This window comes from Pseudomonas sp. TE21435 (genome assembly GCF_056279265.1).
On sequence record NZ_JBWBQZ010000001.1, the window covers coordinates 89506 to 106034 of the forward strand.

Here is a 16529-nt window from a genome sequence, read left to right on the forward strand (position 1 = left end):
TTTCCGCAGGTTCGGTGTATCGGGAGGGCAAAGCCCTCCCGGCGATCTCAGACCAAGGTCTCGATCCGCAGCGTATTAGTCGAACCCGGCTTGCCGAAAGGCACACCGGCGGTGATCAGCAGCGTGTCGCCACGGCTGGCCATGCCTTGGGCCTGGGCGATCTCCAGCGCCGTGGAGACCACTTCGTCGACCTGGCGCAGGCGGTCGTTGACCACCGAGTGCACGCCCCAGGCCACGCTCAGGCGGCGGGCGGTGTTCAGGTTCGGCGTCAGGTTGAGGATCGGCGCCCGTGGCCGCTCGCGGGCGGCGCGCAGGGTGGAATTCCCCGATTCGCTGTAGTTGACCAGCACCGCCACCGGCAGGATGCCGCTGATGCGGCGGATCGCGCAGCTGATGGCGTCCGACACCGTGGCTTCGGCCTTGGGCCGGCCAACGTCGAGCTGGGCCTGGTAGTCCGGGCCGTTCTCCACCTGGCGGATGATCTTGCTCATCATCTGCACGGCTTCCAGCGGGTAGTCGCCCGAGGCGGTCTCGGCCGACAGCATCACCGCGTCGGCGCCTTCGGCCACGGCGTTGGCCACATCGGTGACCTCGGCGCGGGTCGGGGCCGGGGAGAAGCGCATGGATTCGAGCATCTGCGTGGCCACCACCACCGGCTTGCCCAGCTGGCGGCAGGTATTGATGATGCCCTTCTGGATCTGCGGCACGCTCTCGGCCGGCACTTCCACGCCCAGGTCGCCACGGGCGACCATGATCGCGTCGGACAGCTCGGCGATGGCCTGCAGCTGCTCGACCGCCGAGGGCTTCTCGATCTTGGCCATCAGGTAGGCACGGTCGCCGATCAGCTCGCGCGCTTCGAGGATGTCTTGCGGGCGCTGCACGAACGACAGGGCCACCCAGTCCACGCCCAGCTCGAGGCCGAAGGTGAGGTCGCGGCGGTCCTTCTCGGTGAGCGGGGATAGGTCGAGCACCGCCTGGGGCACGTTGACGCCCTTGCGGTCGGACAGCTCGCCGCCGGCCAGCACTTCGGTGTCGATGGCGTCACTGTGCTTGGCGGTGACGCGCAGGCGCAGCTTGCCGTCATCGAGCAGCAGGTCCATGCCGGGCTCCAGCGCGGCGATGATCTCCGGGTGCGGCAGGTTCACCCGGCGGCTGTCGCCCGGGGTCTTGTCCAGGTCCAGGCGCAGGGCCTGGCCGCGTTGCAGTTGCACCTTGCCGTCGGCGAAGCGGCCGACGCGCAGCTTCGGCCCCTGCAGGTCCATGAGGATGCCCAGCGGGTAGTTGAGCTGCTGCTCGACTTCGCGGATCCACTGGTAGCGCAGGGCGTGGTCGGCGTGTTCGCCGTGGCTGAAGTTGAGGCGGAAGATGTTCACCCCGGCCTCGACCAGCTGGCGGATGTCATCGATGCCCTTGATCGCAGGCCCGAGGGTGGCGAGGATTTTTACTTTTTTATCAGGCGTCATGAGGGGTCGGTCTCGAGGATCAGGATGGCGCGGAAGTCATTGACGTTGGTGCGGGTCGGCTCGGTGACGATCAGCGCGTCGAGCGCGGCGAAGTAGCCGTAGCCGTTGTTGTTGTCCAGCTCATCGCTTGCCGACAGGCCCAGGGCTTCGGCGCGGGCGTGGCTGTCCGGGGTCATGAAGGCGCCGGCGTTGTCCTCGGAGCCGTCGATGCCGTCGGTATCGCCGGCCAATGCGTACACCCCCGGCAGGCCCTTGAGGCTTTCGGTAAGGCTGAGCAGGAACTCGGCGTTGCGCCCGCCACGGCCATTGCCGCGCACGGTGACGGTGGTCTCGCCGCCGGAGAGGATCACGCAGGGTGCCTTCAGCGGCTGGCCGTGCAGGACGACCTGGCGGGCGATGCCGGCATGCACCTTGGCCACCTCGCGCGACTCGCCTTCCAGGTCACCGAGGATCAGCGGGCTGAAGCCGGCCTGGCGGGCTTTCACCGCGGCGGCCTCGAGCGACTGCTGGGGCCTGGCGATCAGTTGGAAGTGGCTGCGCGAAAGAGCCGGGTCGTCGGCCTTGACGGTTTCCGACGCCGGGTTGTTGAGCCAGTCGATGACGGCCTTGGGCGCTTCGATGTTGTAGCGCTTGAGGATCGCCAGGGCATCGGCCGAGGTGCTGGGGTCGGCCACGGTGGGGCCGGAGGCGATGACCGTGGCCAGGTCGCCCGGTACATCGGAAATCGCGTAGGTGTAGACGGTGGCCGGCCAGCAGGCCTTGGCCAGGCGCCCGCCCTTGATCGCCGAGAGGTGCTTGCGCACGCAGTTCATCTCGCCGATGGTGGCGCCGGATTTCAGCAGGGCCTTGTTGATCTGCTGCTTGTCGGCCAGGGTCAGGCCTTCGGCGGGTAGGGCCAGCAGGGCCGAGCCACCGCCGGAGAGCAGGAAGATGACGCGGTCGTCTTCGCTCAGGTTGCTGACCAGCGCGAGCACGCGCTTGGCCACGGCCAGGCCGGCAGCGTCGGGGACCGGGTGGGCGGCTTCGACCACCTCGATCTTCTGGCAGCTGGCGCCATGGCCGTAGCGGGTGACCACCAGGCCAGAGACTTCGCCCTGCCAGCTCTTCTCGACCACTTCGGCCATGGCGGCAGCGGCCTTGCCGGCGCCGATGACGATGACCCGGCCGCTACGGTCGGCGGGCAGGTGGGGTTCGAGGACCTGACGGGGGTGGGCGGCGGCGATGGCTGTGTCGAACAGCTCGCGCAGGAATTTTTGTGGATCGACCGACATGGCAGGCTCCCAGATTCTTGTTGTTCTGCAAAATCGAAAACGCCCCTGGAACTGCCTCCGTGCAGGCCGAACCAGGGGCGGGTGTTGCTCGGTGTCACCTCATGGACCTGTGGTTACAGGTTCATTGGTGTTGGCCGCATCGCGGATGAATCCGCGAAGGGCAGGTACAGGTTTACTTGTCGTCGCGGATCGAGAAGTTGGCCATGTGCTCCAGGCCCTTGATCAGCGCCGAGTGGTCCCAGTTGCCGCCGCCCAGGGCCTGGCAGGTGTTGAACACTTGCTGGGCATTGGAGGTGTTGGGCAGGTTGATGCCCAGCTCCTTGGCGCCTTGCAGGGCCAGGTTGAGGTCCTTCTGGTGCAGGTTGATGCGGAAGCCTGGGTCGAAGGTGCCTTTGATCATGCGCTCGGCGTGCACTTCGAGGATCTTCGACGATGCGAAGCCGCCCATCAGCGCCTCGCGCACCTTGGCCGGGTCGGCGCCGTTCTTGGCGGCGAACAGCAGGGCTTCGGCAACGGCCTGGATGTTCAGGGCGACGATGATCTGGTTGGCCACCTTGGCGGTCTGGCCATCGCCGTTGCCGCCGACGCGGGTGATGTTCTTGCCCATGGCTTCGAACAGCGGCAGGGCGCGCTCGAAGGCTTTCGGGCAGCCGCCGACCATGATGCTCAGGGTCGCGGCCTTGGCGCCGACTTCGCCGCCGGACACCGGGGCGTCCAGGTAGGCGGCGCCGGTGGCCTTGATCTTCTCGGCGAAGGCTTTGGTGGCGGTAGGCGAGATCGAGCTCATGTCGATCACCACCTTGTTCGGGCCCACGCCTTCGGCGACGCCATTTTCACCGAACAGCACGCTTTCGACCTGTGGGGTGTCGGGCACCATGACGATGATGAATTCAGCTTCCTGGGCCACTTCCTTCGGGTTGGCCAGGGCCACGCCGCCAGCGGCGATCAGGTTGGCCGGAGCTGCGTCGTGGTGGGTCGAAACGAAGATGCTGTGACCTGCTTTTTGCAGGTTCTGGGCCATGGGGTTGCCCATGATGCCGGTGCCGATGAAACCGATTTTAGCCATGAGAGATTACCTCGTTGTAATTGTTGAATCTCGATGGAGCAGGCGGTGCGAACCTTGTGGGAGCTGGCTTGCCAGCGATTGCGATCGATATGCAAACGATGTTGGCCGTGTTGACGCTATCGCTGGCAAGCCAGCTCCCACAGGGGCCAATCAGGGCAGCCCCTTCGAGCGAATCCTTAGATAGCGTTGTGAGTTTTGAGCCAGCCCAGGCCGGCTTCGGTGGTGGTCTTGGGCTTGTACTCCGCGCCCACCCAGCCCTGGTAGCCGATGCGGTCCAGGTGCTCGAACAGGAAGCGGTAGTTGATCTCGCCGGTGCCCGGCTCGTGGCGGCCCGGGTTGTCGGCCAGCTGCACGTGGTTGATCAGCTTGAGGTTGGTTTCCAGGGTGCGCGCCAGGTCACCTTCCATGATCTGCATGTGGTAGATGTCGTACTGCAGGAACAGGTTGTCGCTGCCCACCTCGGCCTGGATTTCCAGGGCCTGTTTCGTGGTATTCAGGTAGAAGCCCGGGATGTCGCGGGTGTTGATCATTTCCATGACCAGGCGGATGCCGGCGGCCTTGAGCTTGTCGGCGGCGTAGCGCAGGTTTTCCACGAAGGTCTTGCGCACGGTGGCGCAGTCCGGGCCTTGCGGGCGGATGCCGGCCAGGGCATTGACCTGGGTGTTGCCCAGCACCTTGGCGTACTCGATGGCCTTGTCGACACCGGCGCGGAACTCTTCGACGCGGTCGGGGTGGCAGGTGATGCCACGCTCACCTTTCGACCAGTCGCCCGCGGGCAGGTTGAACAGCACCTGGGTCAGGCCATGGGCGTCGAGCTGCTGCTTGATCTCGGCGGCGCTGAAATCGTACGGGAAGAGGTATTCGACGCCGCTGAAACCAGCGTCGGCGGCGGCCTTGAAGCGAGCCAGGAAGTCCTGTTCGGTGAACAGCATGGACAGGTTGGCGGCGAAGCGAGGCATAAGTCGTCTCCTTGCGTTGATTGCCCCCGCGCGCGGCGCGGGGGCGTCAGGCGATCAGTCCAGCAGCGAGATGGCGGTCGGCGCGTCGTTGCCGACCAGGGCGAGGTCTTCGAACTCGTTGACCGCGTTGATCTCGGTGCCCATGGAAATGTTGGTCACACGCTCGAGAATCACTTCGACCACCACCGGCACGCGGAACTCTTCGGCCATCTTCTGCGCCTTGAGCAGGGCAGGGGCGATCTCGGCCGGTTGGAACACGCGGATGGCCTTGCAGCCCAGGCCCTCGACCACGGCGACGTGGTCGACACCGTAGGTGGCGGCGTCGGTGGAATTGATGTTCTCGAACGCCAGTTGTACACAGTAATCCATGTCGAAACCACGCTGCGCCTGGCGGATCAGGCCGAGGTAGGCGTTGTTCACCAGCACGTGGACGTACGGCAGGTTGAACTGCGCGCCCACCGCCAGCTCTTCGATCATGAACTGGAAGTCGTAGTCACCGGACAGCGCGACCACCTTGCGTTTCGGGTCGGCCTTGACGACACCCAGCGCGGCAGGGATGGTCCAGCCCAGCGGGCCGGCCTGGCCGCAGTTGATCCAGTGGCGTGGCTTGTACACGTGCAGGAACTGCGCGCCGGCGATCTGCGACAGGCCGATGGTGCTGACGTAGGTGGTGTCCTTGCCGAACACTTCGTTCATTTCCTGGTACACGCGCTGCGGCTTGACCGGGACGTTGTCGAAGTTGGTCTTGCGCTGCAGGGTAGCCTTGCGTTCCTGGCAGTCTTCCAGCCAGGCCTTGCGGCACTTGAGCAGGCCTGCGGCTTTCCATTCGCGGGCCACTTCGAGGAACACGTCCAGGGCCTTGCCGGCGTCCGAGACGATACCCAAATCTGGAGTGAACACTCGGCCGATCTGGGTCGGTTCGATGTCCACGTGCACGAACTTGCGGCCTTCGGTGTAGACGTCGACGGAGCCGGTATGGCGGTTGGCCCAGCGGTTGCCGATGCCGAACACCAGGTCGGACTTGAGCATGGTCGCGTTGCCGTAGCGGTGCGAGGTCTGCAGGCCGACCATGCCGACCATCAATTCGTGATCGTCCGGGATGGTGCCCCAGCCCATCAGGGTTGGCACTACCGGGACGCCGGTCAGCTCGGCGAACTCGACCAGCTTGTCGCTGGCGTCGGCGTTGATGATGCCGCCGCCAGCTACCAGCAGCGGGCGCTCGGCGTCATTGAGCAGGGCCAGGGCTTTTTCAGCCTGGACGCGGGTGGCGGCTGGCTTGCTGATCGCCAGTGGCTCGTAGGCATCGATGTCGAACTCGATCTCGGCCATCTGCACGTCGAACGGCAGGTCGATCAGCACGGGGCCTGGGCGGCCGGTGCGCATTTCGTAGAAGGCCTTCTGGAATGCGTAAGGCACCTGGCCCGGCTCCAGCACGGTGGTCGCCCACTTGGTCACCGGCTTGACGATGCTGGTGATGTCGACGGCCTGGAAGTCTTCCTTGTGCAGGCGGGCACGCGGGGCTTGGCCGGTGATGCAGAGGATCGGGATGGAGTCGGCCGAGGCGCTGTACAGGCCGGTGACCATGTCGGTGCCGGCGGGGCCGGAGGTGCCGATGCACACGCCGATGTTGCCCGGGTTGGCGCGGGTGTAGCCCTCGGCCATGTGCGAGGCGCCTTCGACGTGGCGAGCGAGGACGTGATCGATGCCACCGACTTTCTTCAGGGCCGAGTACAGCGGGTTGATCGCGGCGCCGGGAATGCCGAACGCGGTATCTACACCTTCACGGCGCATGACCAGAACGGCTGCATCGATTGCTCTCATTTTGCTCATGGTTTGTGCCTCATCGATTTTGTAATTGTATACAACTTGCGTTGCGTAAGAGTGTATTCATGGTCGGCGCAAAAGGTCAATCCATTTTCGTCGGCGGGTTTGACTTGCTGGTCATGGCGAAAAAGGGCGGCATTTCGTCGCAGTTAGAGACATTGGATCAGAAAATTGTATACAAACAGTGTCTTTGTTGTGTTCTATCGTGTCTATTGGTTTTCAACTGCCCTCAGGGCTTCTCACAACAAGAAGAGGACCTTTTCATGAACGCATTGACCCTCAAACAGGCCGTGGGCGTGGTAAATGCCGCGTTGGCCGCAGGCCGCAAGATCAACGCTGCGCCCTTGACCGTGGCGGTGCTCGACGCCGGCGGGCATCTGCTGGCGTTGCAGCGCGAGGACGGCGCCAGCCTGCTGCGCCCCGAGGTGGCCATTGGCAAGGCCTGGGGTGCGGTGGCGTTGGGCAAGGGTTCGCGCCTGCTGGCGCTGGACTCGCAGCAGCGCCCAGCCTTCTACGCGGCTTTGAACGGGCTCGGCGAGCGACCGGTGGTGCCGGTGCCAGGGGGCGTGCTGATCCGTGACCAGGAGGGCAGGGTGCTGGGGGCGGTGGGGATCAGCGGGGATACGTCGGATATCGACGAGCAGTGCGCAATCAATGCAATTGAGGAAGTCGGGCTGACGGCGGATGCCGGGGTGGCGGCTTAAGGTTCAGTTTCTCTGGGGCCGCTGTGCGGCCCATCGCCGCGGTTCGTCGCCACGACAAGCCGGCTCCCACAGGAATTGTGCAGGGCCTGTGGGAGCCGGCTTGCCGGCGATAAGGGCTGCGCAGCAGCCCCATTGGCCCTGTCAGGCTGCCTCGGGCTCGCAGCCCTTCAGCACCAGGCGGATGATGGTCTCGGCCGCCGCGTCATAGTCGCTGTCGGCCAGCTTGGCCTTGCCGGTCACCACGGCGATCTGCCAGTCGAAATCCGCATAGGTTTGCGTCGCCGCCCAGATGCTGAACATCAGGTGGTGCGGGTCGACGTGGGCGATCTGGCCGCGCTCGATCCAGCGCTGGATGCACTCGATGTTGTGGCGGGCCTGCTCGTTGAGCTGCTCCACCTGGCGCGGCGACAGGTGCGGCGCGCCATGCATGATCTCGCTGGCGAACACCTTGGAGGCGTGGGGCAGGTCGCGGGAGATGCGGATCTTCGAGCGGATGTACGCGCTGAGCACTTCTTTCGGATCGCCGTCGGCGTTGAACGGCGTCGAGGCCTGCATGATCGGCGCGATGATGCTCTCGAGCACCTCGCGGTAGAGGTTTTCCTTCGACTTGAAGTAGTAGTACACGTTCGGCTTGGGCAGGCCGGCCTTGGCCGCGATATCGCTGGTCTTGGTGGCGGCGAAGCCCTTGTCGGCGAATTCTTCACTGGCTGCGCGCAGGATCAGTTCCTTGTTGCGCTCGCGAATGGTGCTCATTGTCGGGAATCTTCCTCGGGTCTGGCCCCTCCAAGAGGGGTCCGGCATGGTAGCACCCGCTCGGACGGGCGCTCAAGGCAGCGTCTTTGGGCTAGAATCCCGGCCATTCGAACCTACTGGAAACATTTTGACATGGCAGGAAGCAGCTTACTGGTACTGATCGACGATATCGCCACGGTACTCGACGATGTCTCGTTGATGACCAAGGTCGCGGCGAAGAAGACCGCCGGGGTACTGGGCGACGACCTGGCGCTCAACGCCCAGCAGGTCACCGGCGTGCGCGCCGAACGCGAGATCCCGGTGGTGTGGGCGGTGGCCAAGGGCTCGCTGGTGAACAAGGCGATCCTGGTGCCGGCGGCGTTGCTGATCAGCGCGTTCATTCCCTGGGCGGTGATTCCGCTGCTGATGGTTGGTGGCGCCTACCTGTGCTTCGAGGGCTTCGAGAAGCTGGCGCACAAGTTCCTGCACAGCAAGGCCGAGGACGACGCGCAGCACGAGGCGCGCAAGGCGGCCGTGGCGGATGAGCAGGTTGACCTGGTGGCCTTTGAGAAGAGCAAGATCAAGGGCGCGGTGCGCACCGATTTCATCCTCTCCGCCGAGATCATCGCCATCACCCTGGGCACCGTGGCCGATGCGCCGCTGAGCCAGCAGATCATCGTGCTGTCGGGGATCGCCATCGTTATGACCCTGGGGGTGTATGGCCTGGTGGCAGGCATCGTCAAGCTCGATGACCTGGGGCTGTGGATGACCAAGAAAGCCTCGGCGCTGAGCCAGGCGGTGGGCAACGGCATCCTGCGCGCAGCGCCGTACATGATGAAAAGCCTGTCGGTGATTGGCACCGCGGCGATGTTCCTGGTCGGTGGCGGGATCCTGGTGCACGGCATCGCGCCGCTGCATCACGCCATCGAGGCGTTCGCCGAGGGGCGCGGCGGGGCGTTGACCGGGGCACTGCTCAATGGTGTGGCGGGGGTGATTGCGGGGGCTGTGGTGCTGGCGGTGGTGAGCGTCGTCGGCAAGCTGTGGCAGGCGCTGCGCCCTGCTCACTGAGTAGCGCAGGGACGTGGGGGCGGGGCAAGCCCGCTCCCACGTCAGACAGAGCCTGAGCGCTGTGTGATCAGAAGTGCACTTTCACCAGGAAGCTCATGGTGTTCTGATCGGTAGTGAAGGCATCGCTGTCCTTGATGCCGTACTTGTTCTTCCAGTAGTCGTACTCGATACCCACGTACAACTGCTTCTCGCCCAGGTGCAGCGCTTTGCCCAGGTCGTACTTGACCTGCGGGTTGAAGTGCAGGTTCGCCTGGTAGGTGCCGCGACGGTTCTCGTCGTTGTCCACCACCCAGTCCATGAAGCCGTCGATGAGAATGTCGGACGAACCCACAGGGATGGTGTAGGACCACACCGGGGTGATCTGCCAGACGTTGTCGCCTGGGCGGCTGCCGTCGGTGGTGCGCTGGTAGAAGTTCAGCTGGAAGTAGTCGAAGCCTGGGATCGCCAGGTCGAAGCCGGGGCCGATCAGGTAGGACTCGGTGTCACCCTCGCCGAACTCGTAGGTCATGGCCAGCAGCACGTCCTTGACCGGGCCGAACTCGAGCTTCTGGTCGAAGATCTTGCCGAACGACAGGCGTGGGCTGAACTCGCCGTAGTAGGTGTTCGGGCCGTTACTGGCGTCCTTCTTGCCCTGGTAGAAGATCTTGTCGAAGAAGAAGAAGTTGTCGCCGTACTTCCACGCATCGGCGTGCTCGAAGGTGACCGTCTGCTGGGTCTCGGGGTTGACCTTGAAGTTCTTGCCCCACAGGTAGGTCAGGCTGTTGTTCTGCCATTGCAGCAGGTCACCGGCTTGGCTGGCGCCGCAGGCCAGCAGGCCGCCGGCGAGGATCAGGCTATTGATGGTACGCATTGCGTGTGTCGCTCCCTTTATTGGATCTGTTGTCAGCGCTCGGGCGCTGTTCTTGTCTTTTGGGTCAGCTTTTTTCAATTGGCCACAGCTGTTTGGCAAGAGCTGCGCCAACTTTTCCACGTTGGGCACAACCATCCTGCTCGACGTCTTTCTGAACGGATGAAATAGGTATTTCACGCTGGCAACACGTTGGCAAACCGCCCGGAAACATTGACTGGGCGGTCAGCAAACGCGGGCGGGATCCTTCCCGCCCCGATCGAGGGGGCGCGCAGATTACTCACTTGCGCGCCGGGCCTCAAGTGCTCCGTCCTGGAGCACGGTGTCACATCATCGGGCATGCGCCCGTTCGGTCAGAAATGCACCTTCACCAGGGCGCTGGCGACGCTCTGGTTGCTGTCCACGTTGCCGCGGCTGTCAATGCCGTACTTGTCCTTCCAGTAGCTGTATTCGAAGCCGACGTAGAGCTGCTTGGCGCCCAGGTTAAGGGCCTTGCCCAGGTCGTATTTGACCTGTGGGTTGAACTGCAGGTTGGCGTGGTAGGTGCCGCGACGGGTCTGGTCGTTGTCGACCACCCAGTCGATGTAGCCGTCGATCAGGATGTCGGACTTGCCCACCGGGATGGTGTAGGACCAGGCCGGGGTGATCTGCCAGACGTTGTCGCCGGGGCGGCTGCCTTCGGTGTTACGCAGGTAGAAATTCAGGGTGAAGTAGTTGAAGCCGGGCACGTTCAGATCGAAGCCGGGGCCGATCAGGTAGGCCTCGTTGTCGCCCTCGCCACGCTCGTAGGTCATGGCCAGCAGCACGTCCTTGACCGGGCCGAAGGCCAGGTTGCGCTCGAAGATCTTGCCGAACGACAGGCGCGGGCTGAACTCACCGTAGTAGGTGGTCACGCCTTTGCCGGGGTCGGCCTTGCCGTTGTAGAAGATCTTGTCGACGAACAGGAAGGTGTCGCCGTACTTCCACTTGTTGGCGTGTTCGAAGGTGATGGTCTGCTGGATGTCGGGGTTGACCTTGAAGTCCTTGCCGTAAAGGTAGGACAGGCTTTCGCCGTGCCACTGCAGCCATTCGCCGGCATGGGCGGGGAGGGTGGCCAGCAGGCTGCTGCCCAGCAGGACGGAGGTGGTGATGCGCTTCATGTTGTGATTCCCGGACTTATTGTTTTTGTAAGGGCTTTTTCGGCGCGCAGGCGCCCCGGACGGCCCATTCCGGCGGGCCGACGGTACTGCGTTACCACAGGGTTGAAGCGGGGCGGCCAGGACGGCGCCGCCCCTGGTCACTCAATGCTGGTGACAGGCATCGTTGTGCGCGGCGCGGTCGGCGCCGCCGAGGATGTTGAACAGCAGGTTCAGCACCAGGGCGCTGAGGGTGGCCATGGCGATGCCACTGTGGGTGATCGGTTCCATCCACTGCGGCATCTGCGCGAAGAACTCCGGGCGCACCACCGGGATCAGGCCAAAGCCGACGCTGACGGCGACCAGCAACTGGTTGCGTCGGTCGGAGATGTCCGCTTCCTGGAGGATCTTGATCCCGGTGGCGGTGACCATGCCGAACATGGCGATGGACGCGCCGCCCAGTACCGCGGGCGGGATCGAGGCGATCAGGAAGGCCGCCTTGGGCAGCAGGCTGAGCAGGATCAGCAACGCGCCGGCCATCACCGTGACGTAGCGGCAGCGCACCCCGGTCATCTGCACCAGGCCGATGTTCTGGGCGAACGAGGAGTGGGTGAAGGTGTTGAAGAAGCCGGCGATGAACGACGCGCCGGCATCGCACAGCAGGCCGCGCCGCAGCATGCCTGGCGTTACTTCACGGTCGGTCACCTTGCCCAGGGCAAGGAACATGCCCGTCGACTCGACGAAGATGATCACCACCACCAGGCACATCGACAGGATCGGCGCCAGGCTGAAGGTCGGCATGCCGAAGTGCAGCGGCGTAACCACCTGCAGCCACGGTGCCTCGCTCAGGCCCGACAGGTCGACCATGCCGATGGAACCGGCGAGCACGTAACCCAGGCCCATGCCCACCAGTACCGACACGTTGACCCAGAAGCCGCGCATGAAGCGGTTGATCAGCAGGATCACCGCCAGCACCAGGCCGGCGACCATCAGGTAGATCGGCGCGCCGAAGGCTTCGGCGTCATGGCCGCCACCGGCCCAGTTGACCGCTACCGGGAACAGCGACAAGCCGATGGAGGTGATGACCGTGCCGGTCACCAGCGGCGGGAAGAAGCGCACGACCTTGGACATGAACGGCGCGATCAGCATGCCGAAGAATCCGGCGGCGATGGTCGCGCCGAAGATCCCCTGCAGGCCGACGCCCGGCATGCCGGCCATGGCCACCATGCTGCCGACGGCGGCGAAGCTGGCGCCCATCATGACCGGCATGCGAATGCCGACCGGGCCGATACCGAAGGATTGGATGATCGTGGCAACGCCGGCGACCAGCAGGTCGGCGTTGATCAGGAAGGCGACTTCTTCGCGGGACAGGCCCGCCGCCTGGCCAATGATCAGCGGCACCGCGATGGCGCCGCCGTACATCAGCAGAACGTGTTGCAGACCCACCAGGATCAGCTGGAACAAAGGCAGGGGCTGTCGTGGCGGCGCAACAGGGATGTACGCCTTGGGTGACTCGGACATGCAGCACCTCGAGTTTTGTTTTTATTCTCGGATCCAAGCGGGCGGCTTCACGTGGCAGGCTCCGGTAAAGGAGGCCGGGGTTCCCGCGTGAAGCCGAACGCTCGATGCTTGCTTGTTACGTAGAGCTTGTAGCGAGGCCGGGAGTACCGGCCTCATTGCGGGGCAAGCCCGCTCCCACGCAGTCGTGGGGTGTCTCAGTTGACCTGCGCGCCTTTGGCGATCCAGTCGCCGACCAGCTTGCGCTCCTCGACGGTCATCTGGGTGATGTTGCCCAGCGGCATGATCTGGCTGGCGACGGCCTGCGCCTGGATGCGCGCGGCCTGGGCCTGGATCTGCTGCGGGGTGTCGAACATCACGCCGGCTGGGGCTGCGCTGAACAGCGGGCTGGTCGGCTTGGCCGAATGGCACACGGTGCAGCGTTCCTGGATGACGGTGTGGATCTTGTCGAAGGTTTCACCGCCAGCCTGGGTGGTGGCCTGGGCAGGTGCCTCGGCGGGGGCCGCAGGTTTGGCGGCTTCCTCGGCGCGCAGCTCGGCGGCGGTCTTGCCACCTACGGCAGTGGCCGGCAGCGGCTGGTACTCGACCTTGGCGGCGGCTTGCTCAGGGGCGGTCGGCAGCGGCTTGGGGCCGGTCACGTAGGCCAGGCAGATCATCGCCAGGGCACCGACTGGCAGGGTCCAGGCGTACTTGTTGCTGTCGTGGCGGGTGTTGAAATAGTGACGGATCAATACCGCGGCCACCGCGATCCCGGCCAGGATCAGCCAGTTGTACTGGCTGCCGTAGGTGCTCGGGAAGTGGTTGCTGATCATGATGAACAGCACCGGCAGGGTGAAGTAGTTGTTGTGGCGCGAGCGCAGCAGGCCCTTGGCCGGCAGCACCGGGTCGGGAGTCTGGTTGTTCTCGATGGCCGCCACCAGCTGGCGCTGCGCCGGCATGATGATACGGAACACGTTGCCGACCATGATGGTGCCGATGATCGCGCCGGTGTGCAGGTACGCGCCGCGGCCGCTGAACACCAGGCTGAAGCCCCAGCAGGCGGCGATGATCAGCACGAACAGCACGGCGCCGAGCAGGGCCGGCTTCTTGCCCAGGGGCGAGTCGCAGAGGAAGTCGTAGATGAACCAGCCGGCGATCAGCGAGCCAATACCAATGGCCACGCCTTCGGCACCGCTGAGGGTGCTGCCGGGTGCCAGCAGGTACAGGGTCGGGTTCCAGTAGAACACCACGCACAGCAGGGCGATCCCGGACATCCAGGTGAAGTAGGCTTCCCATTTGAACCAGTGCAGGTTCTCGGGCATCTTCGGCGGGGCCAGCTTGTATTTTTCCAGGTGGTAGATACCACCACCGTGGATGGCCCAGAGGTCACCCGACAACCCATCGCGCGGGTTGCTTCGGTTCAGGTGGTTCTCCAGCCAGACGAAGTAGAACGATGCACCGATCCAGGCCACGCCGGTGATCATGTGAACCCAGCGAATGCTCAGGTTCAGCCATTCGTGAAGGTGTGCTTCCACAGTATATACCTTTCGCCAGTCACCGTTCAGGGACTGCACGAAACACTTCTGCGCGGCGATCCTGCTGCGTTGAAAACAGGCTCGGAATGCTCATTTGCAATGAGCAAACTCCGCTTCCTCGCCTGTTTTCGCCTTGCCTGATCGCCGCTCGAAGCATTTCGTACAGCCCCTCGGATGACCGACCCTTTCTTATTGGTGGGGATTGAGGATCAACATCTGTTCCTCGGGGAAGTAATGCTCATCGCAGTTGTTGCCGGAACCACTGCGATCAACCACCAGGAAGTCATCCCGCTTTTCGATCGTCAGCACCGGGTGGTGCCAGACGCCGCGATGGTAATTGATGCCCTGCCTGCCATTGCTGCGGAAGGCGCGGACCAAGCCTGATACAGGTGCATCGCCAAGTGGCGCGACCACGATCAGAAAGGGGTTGCCGAGCAGCGGGATGAAAGCCTGGCTGCCCAGCGGATGGCGTTCCAGCATGCGCACGGTCAGCGGCATCTCCAGCGCGTCGGCGCGGAAGATGCTGATGATCGCCTTGTCTTCAGGCTCGGCGGTCTCGACCGTGGCGAGCTTGTGGAAGCGCATGGTCGAGCCGTTGTTGATCATGAAGTGGTCGCTGCCGTCGGTTTCGATCACGTCACCGAAGGGGGCGAAGGCTTCTTTGGTCAGGGGCTCGATCATCAGGGTGCGCATGCGGTTATCTCTTCTATTCGTTGTTGGGTGGGTTGGCTTGCCGGCCAGGCCCTGGGTGCGGACGCGTCACGCACTCGGGCCAGGACGGGGTTCAACCCTCAAAGCTGAAGCAGGCGGAACAGGGCAATCAGGTTGATCTGGGCCAGGGCTTCCTTGAACTCGGCATCGGTGTCGTTGTGGATGCGTTTTTCGAAGGAGGCGAGGATCTGGTGCCGGTTGCTGCCCTTGACCGCCATGATGAACGGGAACTGGAACTTGGCCTTGTAGGCGTCGTTGAGTTCGGTGAAGCGGGCGAACTCTTCAGCGGTGCACTGGTGAATACCGGCGCCGGCCTGCTCGTTGGTGCTCGATTCGGTCAGCTCGCCCTGGATGGCGGCCTTACCGGCCAGGTCCGGGTGAGCGTTGATCAGTGCCAGCTGGTCGGCGTGGTTGGCGCTGAGCAGGATGTCGCTCATGCGCTGATGCAGCGCCTCGATCTCGTCCAGCTCGGCCAGTTGCCCCAGGTCGTAGGCTTTTTCGGCGACCCACGGTGAGTGCTCGTAGATGTCGGCGAAGGCCGCGACGAAGGCGGCGCGGTCCAGGGTGGAGGGCTTGAGGGTCTTGAAGGCGGTCATCAGGCGTTCTCTTTCTTGTACGGGTGGGTGGCGTGCCAGTGGCGGGCGATGTCCACGCGACGGGCGAACCAGACCTGCTCGTGGCTCTTGGCGTAGTCGACGAAGCGCTTGAGCGCGGCCAGGCGCGCCGGGCGGCCGACCAGGCGGCAGTGCAGGCCGATGGAGAGCATCTTCGGCGCCTCGGCGCCTTCCTCGTAGAGCACGTCGAAAGCGTCCTTGAGGTACTGGAAGAACTGCTCGCCGCAGTTGAAGCCCTGTACCTGGGTGAAGCGCATGTCGTTGGTGTCGAGGGTGTAGGGGATCACCAGGTGCGGCTTGCCGGTCGGGTTGCTCGGCTCCCAGTAGGGCAGGTCGTCGTCATAGGTGTCGCTGTCGTAGAGGAAGCCGCCTTCCTCCATGACCAGGCGCCGGGTGTTCGGGCCGGTGCGGCCGGTATACCAGCCCAGTGGGCGTTCGCCGGTGAGTTCGGTGAGGATGCGGATGGCTTCGAGCATGTGCTCGCGCTCTTGCGCTTCATCCATGTACTGGTAGTCGATCCAGCGGTAGCCGTGGCTGCAGATCTCGTGGCCGGCCTCGACCATGGCGCGGATCACGTCGGGGTGGCGCTGGGCGGCCATGGCCACGGCGAAGATGGTCAGCGGCACGCCGCTGTCCTTGAACAGCTTGAGCAGGCGCCATACGCCGGCGCGGCTGCCGTATTCGTAGAGCGACTCCATGCTCATGTTGCGCGCGCCCTGCAGCGGCTGGGCGGCGACCATTTCGGAGAGGAACGCTTCGGACTCTTTGTCGCCGTGCAGGATGTTGCGCTCGCCACCTTCTTCGTAGTTGAGCACGAAGGACAGTGCAATGCGGGCATTGCCCGGCCATTGCGGATGAGGTGGGTTGTTGGCGTAACCGATCAGGTCGCGAGGGTAGTCAGCGCTCACTGCAGTCTTCCTTCTTGTACGTATGTGCGAGTGGTGGGCGGGCCGCGTCGGGATGTCGCACCACCGGATGGGCTGATTGTATACAACTTCTTAAATACTTTGTAAGCCTGTTTTTCCGCATTTCTTCCCATTTGTCGCCTGAGAATGGCTTGCAAGAAACCTGCCTGATTGGTCAGCTAATGCCGTGAGGGTCGGCATCGGGCGTGTCTTTGCGA

15 protein-coding genes are annotated in these 16529 nt (G+C 64.0%); 2 read left to right on the plus strand and 13 right to left on the minus strand.

Annotation, left to right across the window (positions count from 1 at the left end; genetic code table 11):
* Positions 1 to 47 precede the first annotated feature (47 nt).
* The 5 genes from pyk to gcl all read right to left on the minus strand — a co-directional run bounded on the left by pyk (position 48) and on the right by gcl (position 6589).
* On the minus strand, positions 48 to 1463 hold the full coding sequence (pyk, locus tag ACZ9C1_RS00435; RefSeq protein WP_110605504.1) for a pyruvate kinase: 1416 nt from the start codon (positions 1461 to 1463) through the stop codon (positions 48 to 50).
* Positions 1460 to 2734 carry a glycerate kinase type-2 family protein gene (locus ACZ9C1_RS00440; RefSeq protein ID WP_198753822.1) on the minus strand — a complete coding sequence of 425 codons (1275 nt, stop codon included), beginning with the start codon at positions 2732 to 2734 and terminating at the stop codon, positions 1460 to 1462. Before ACZ9C1_RS00440 ends, pyk begins: the two co-directional genes overlap by 4 nt.
* 172 nt (positions 2735 to 2906) lie before the next feature.
* Positions 2907 to 3800, minus strand: coding sequence for a 2-hydroxy-3-oxopropionate reductase (locus tag ACZ9C1_RS00445; RefSeq protein WP_023631172.1), 894 nt, complete (start codon positions 3798 to 3800; stop codon positions 2907 to 2909).
* 176 nt (positions 3801 to 3976) lie between these two features.
* Positions 3977 to 4759 (minus strand): hydroxypyruvate isomerase, encoded by a 783-nt coding sequence (hyi, locus tag ACZ9C1_RS00450; RefSeq protein WP_046856495.1) that lies wholly within the window; start codon positions 4757 to 4759, stop codon positions 3977 to 3979.
* Positions 4760 to 4813: 54 nt separating this feature from the next.
* Complete coding sequence (gene gcl / locus ACZ9C1_RS00455; protein ID WP_102684645.1) at positions 4814 to 6589, minus strand: glyoxylate carboligase; 1776 nt, start codon at positions 6587 to 6589, stop codon at positions 4814 to 4816.
* Between the two features lie 257 nt (positions 6590 to 6846).
* Here gcl and ACZ9C1_RS00460 point away from each other — a divergent pair, with 257 nt between their 5' ends.
* Positions 6847 to 7287 (plus strand): GlcG/HbpS family heme-binding protein, encoded by a 441-nt coding sequence (locus tag ACZ9C1_RS00460; protein ID WP_139672567.1) that lies wholly within the window; start codon positions 6847 to 6849, stop codon positions 7285 to 7287.
* A 141-nt stretch (positions 7288 to 7428) separates the two neighbouring features.
* On the opposite strand, the gene ACZ9C1_RS00465 is transcribed toward ACZ9C1_RS00460, so the two are convergent.
* The gene (locus ACZ9C1_RS00465) at positions 7429 to 8040 is read right to left on the minus strand and encodes a TetR/AcrR family transcriptional regulator (protein ID WP_028692838.1); all 612 of its coding nucleotides are present in this window, start codon (positions 8038 to 8040) and stop codon (positions 7429 to 7431) included.
* A 132-nt stretch (positions 8041 to 8172) separates the two neighbouring features.
* On the opposite strand from ACZ9C1_RS00465, the gene ACZ9C1_RS00470 reads away from it, so the two are divergent.
* Positions 8173 to 9087 (plus strand): DUF808 domain-containing protein, encoded by a 915-nt coding sequence (locus tag ACZ9C1_RS00470; protein WP_277503276.1) that lies wholly within the window; start codon positions 8173 to 8175, stop codon positions 9085 to 9087.
* A 67-nt stretch (positions 9088 to 9154) separates the two neighbouring features.
* On the opposite strand, the gene ACZ9C1_RS00475 is transcribed toward ACZ9C1_RS00470, so the two are convergent.
* From ACZ9C1_RS00475 to puuE, 7 genes are all read right to left on the minus strand, one after another.
* A complete protein-coding gene (locus tag ACZ9C1_RS00475; protein WP_102684649.1) occupies positions 9155 to 9937 on the minus strand; it encodes an outer membrane protein OmpK in 783 nt (260 codons plus the stop codon).
* Positions 9938 to 10287: 350 nt separating this feature from the next.
* The gene (locus tag ACZ9C1_RS00480; RefSeq protein ID WP_139672561.1) at positions 10288 to 11073 is read right to left on the minus strand and encodes an outer membrane protein OmpK; all 786 of its coding nucleotides are present in this window, start codon (positions 11071 to 11073) and stop codon (positions 10288 to 10290) included.
* Positions 11074 to 11214: 141 nt separating this feature from the next.
* A complete protein-coding gene (locus tag ACZ9C1_RS00485; protein ID WP_046856489.1) occupies positions 11215 to 12570 on the minus strand; it encodes a nucleobase:cation symporter-2 family protein in 1356 nt (451 codons plus the stop codon).
* A gap of 194 nt (positions 12571 to 12764) precedes the next feature.
* Positions 12765 to 14081 (minus strand): urate hydroxylase PuuD, encoded by a 1317-nt coding sequence (locus ACZ9C1_RS00490; protein WP_277503278.1) that lies wholly within the window; start codon positions 14079 to 14081, stop codon positions 12765 to 12767.
* A 189-nt stretch (positions 14082 to 14270) separates the two neighbouring features.
* On the minus strand, positions 14271 to 14774 hold the full coding sequence (locus ACZ9C1_RS00495) for an ureidoglycolate lyase (protein WP_023631381.1): 504 nt from the start codon (positions 14772 to 14774) through the stop codon (positions 14271 to 14273).
* Between the two features lie 98 nt (positions 14775 to 14872).
* Complete coding sequence (gene uraD, locus ACZ9C1_RS00500) at positions 14873 to 15388, minus strand: 2-oxo-4-hydroxy-4-carboxy-5-ureidoimidazoline decarboxylase (protein ID WP_102684652.1); 516 nt, start codon at positions 15386 to 15388, stop codon at positions 14873 to 14875.
* Entirely contained in the window at positions 15388 to 16314 is a 927-nt protein-coding gene (gene puuE / locus ACZ9C1_RS00505) for an allantoinase PuuE (RefSeq protein WP_102684653.1), read from the minus strand. The genes uraD and puuE overlap by 1 nt, the downstream gene beginning before the upstream one ends.
* Positions 16315 to 16529 lie beyond the last annotated feature (215 nt).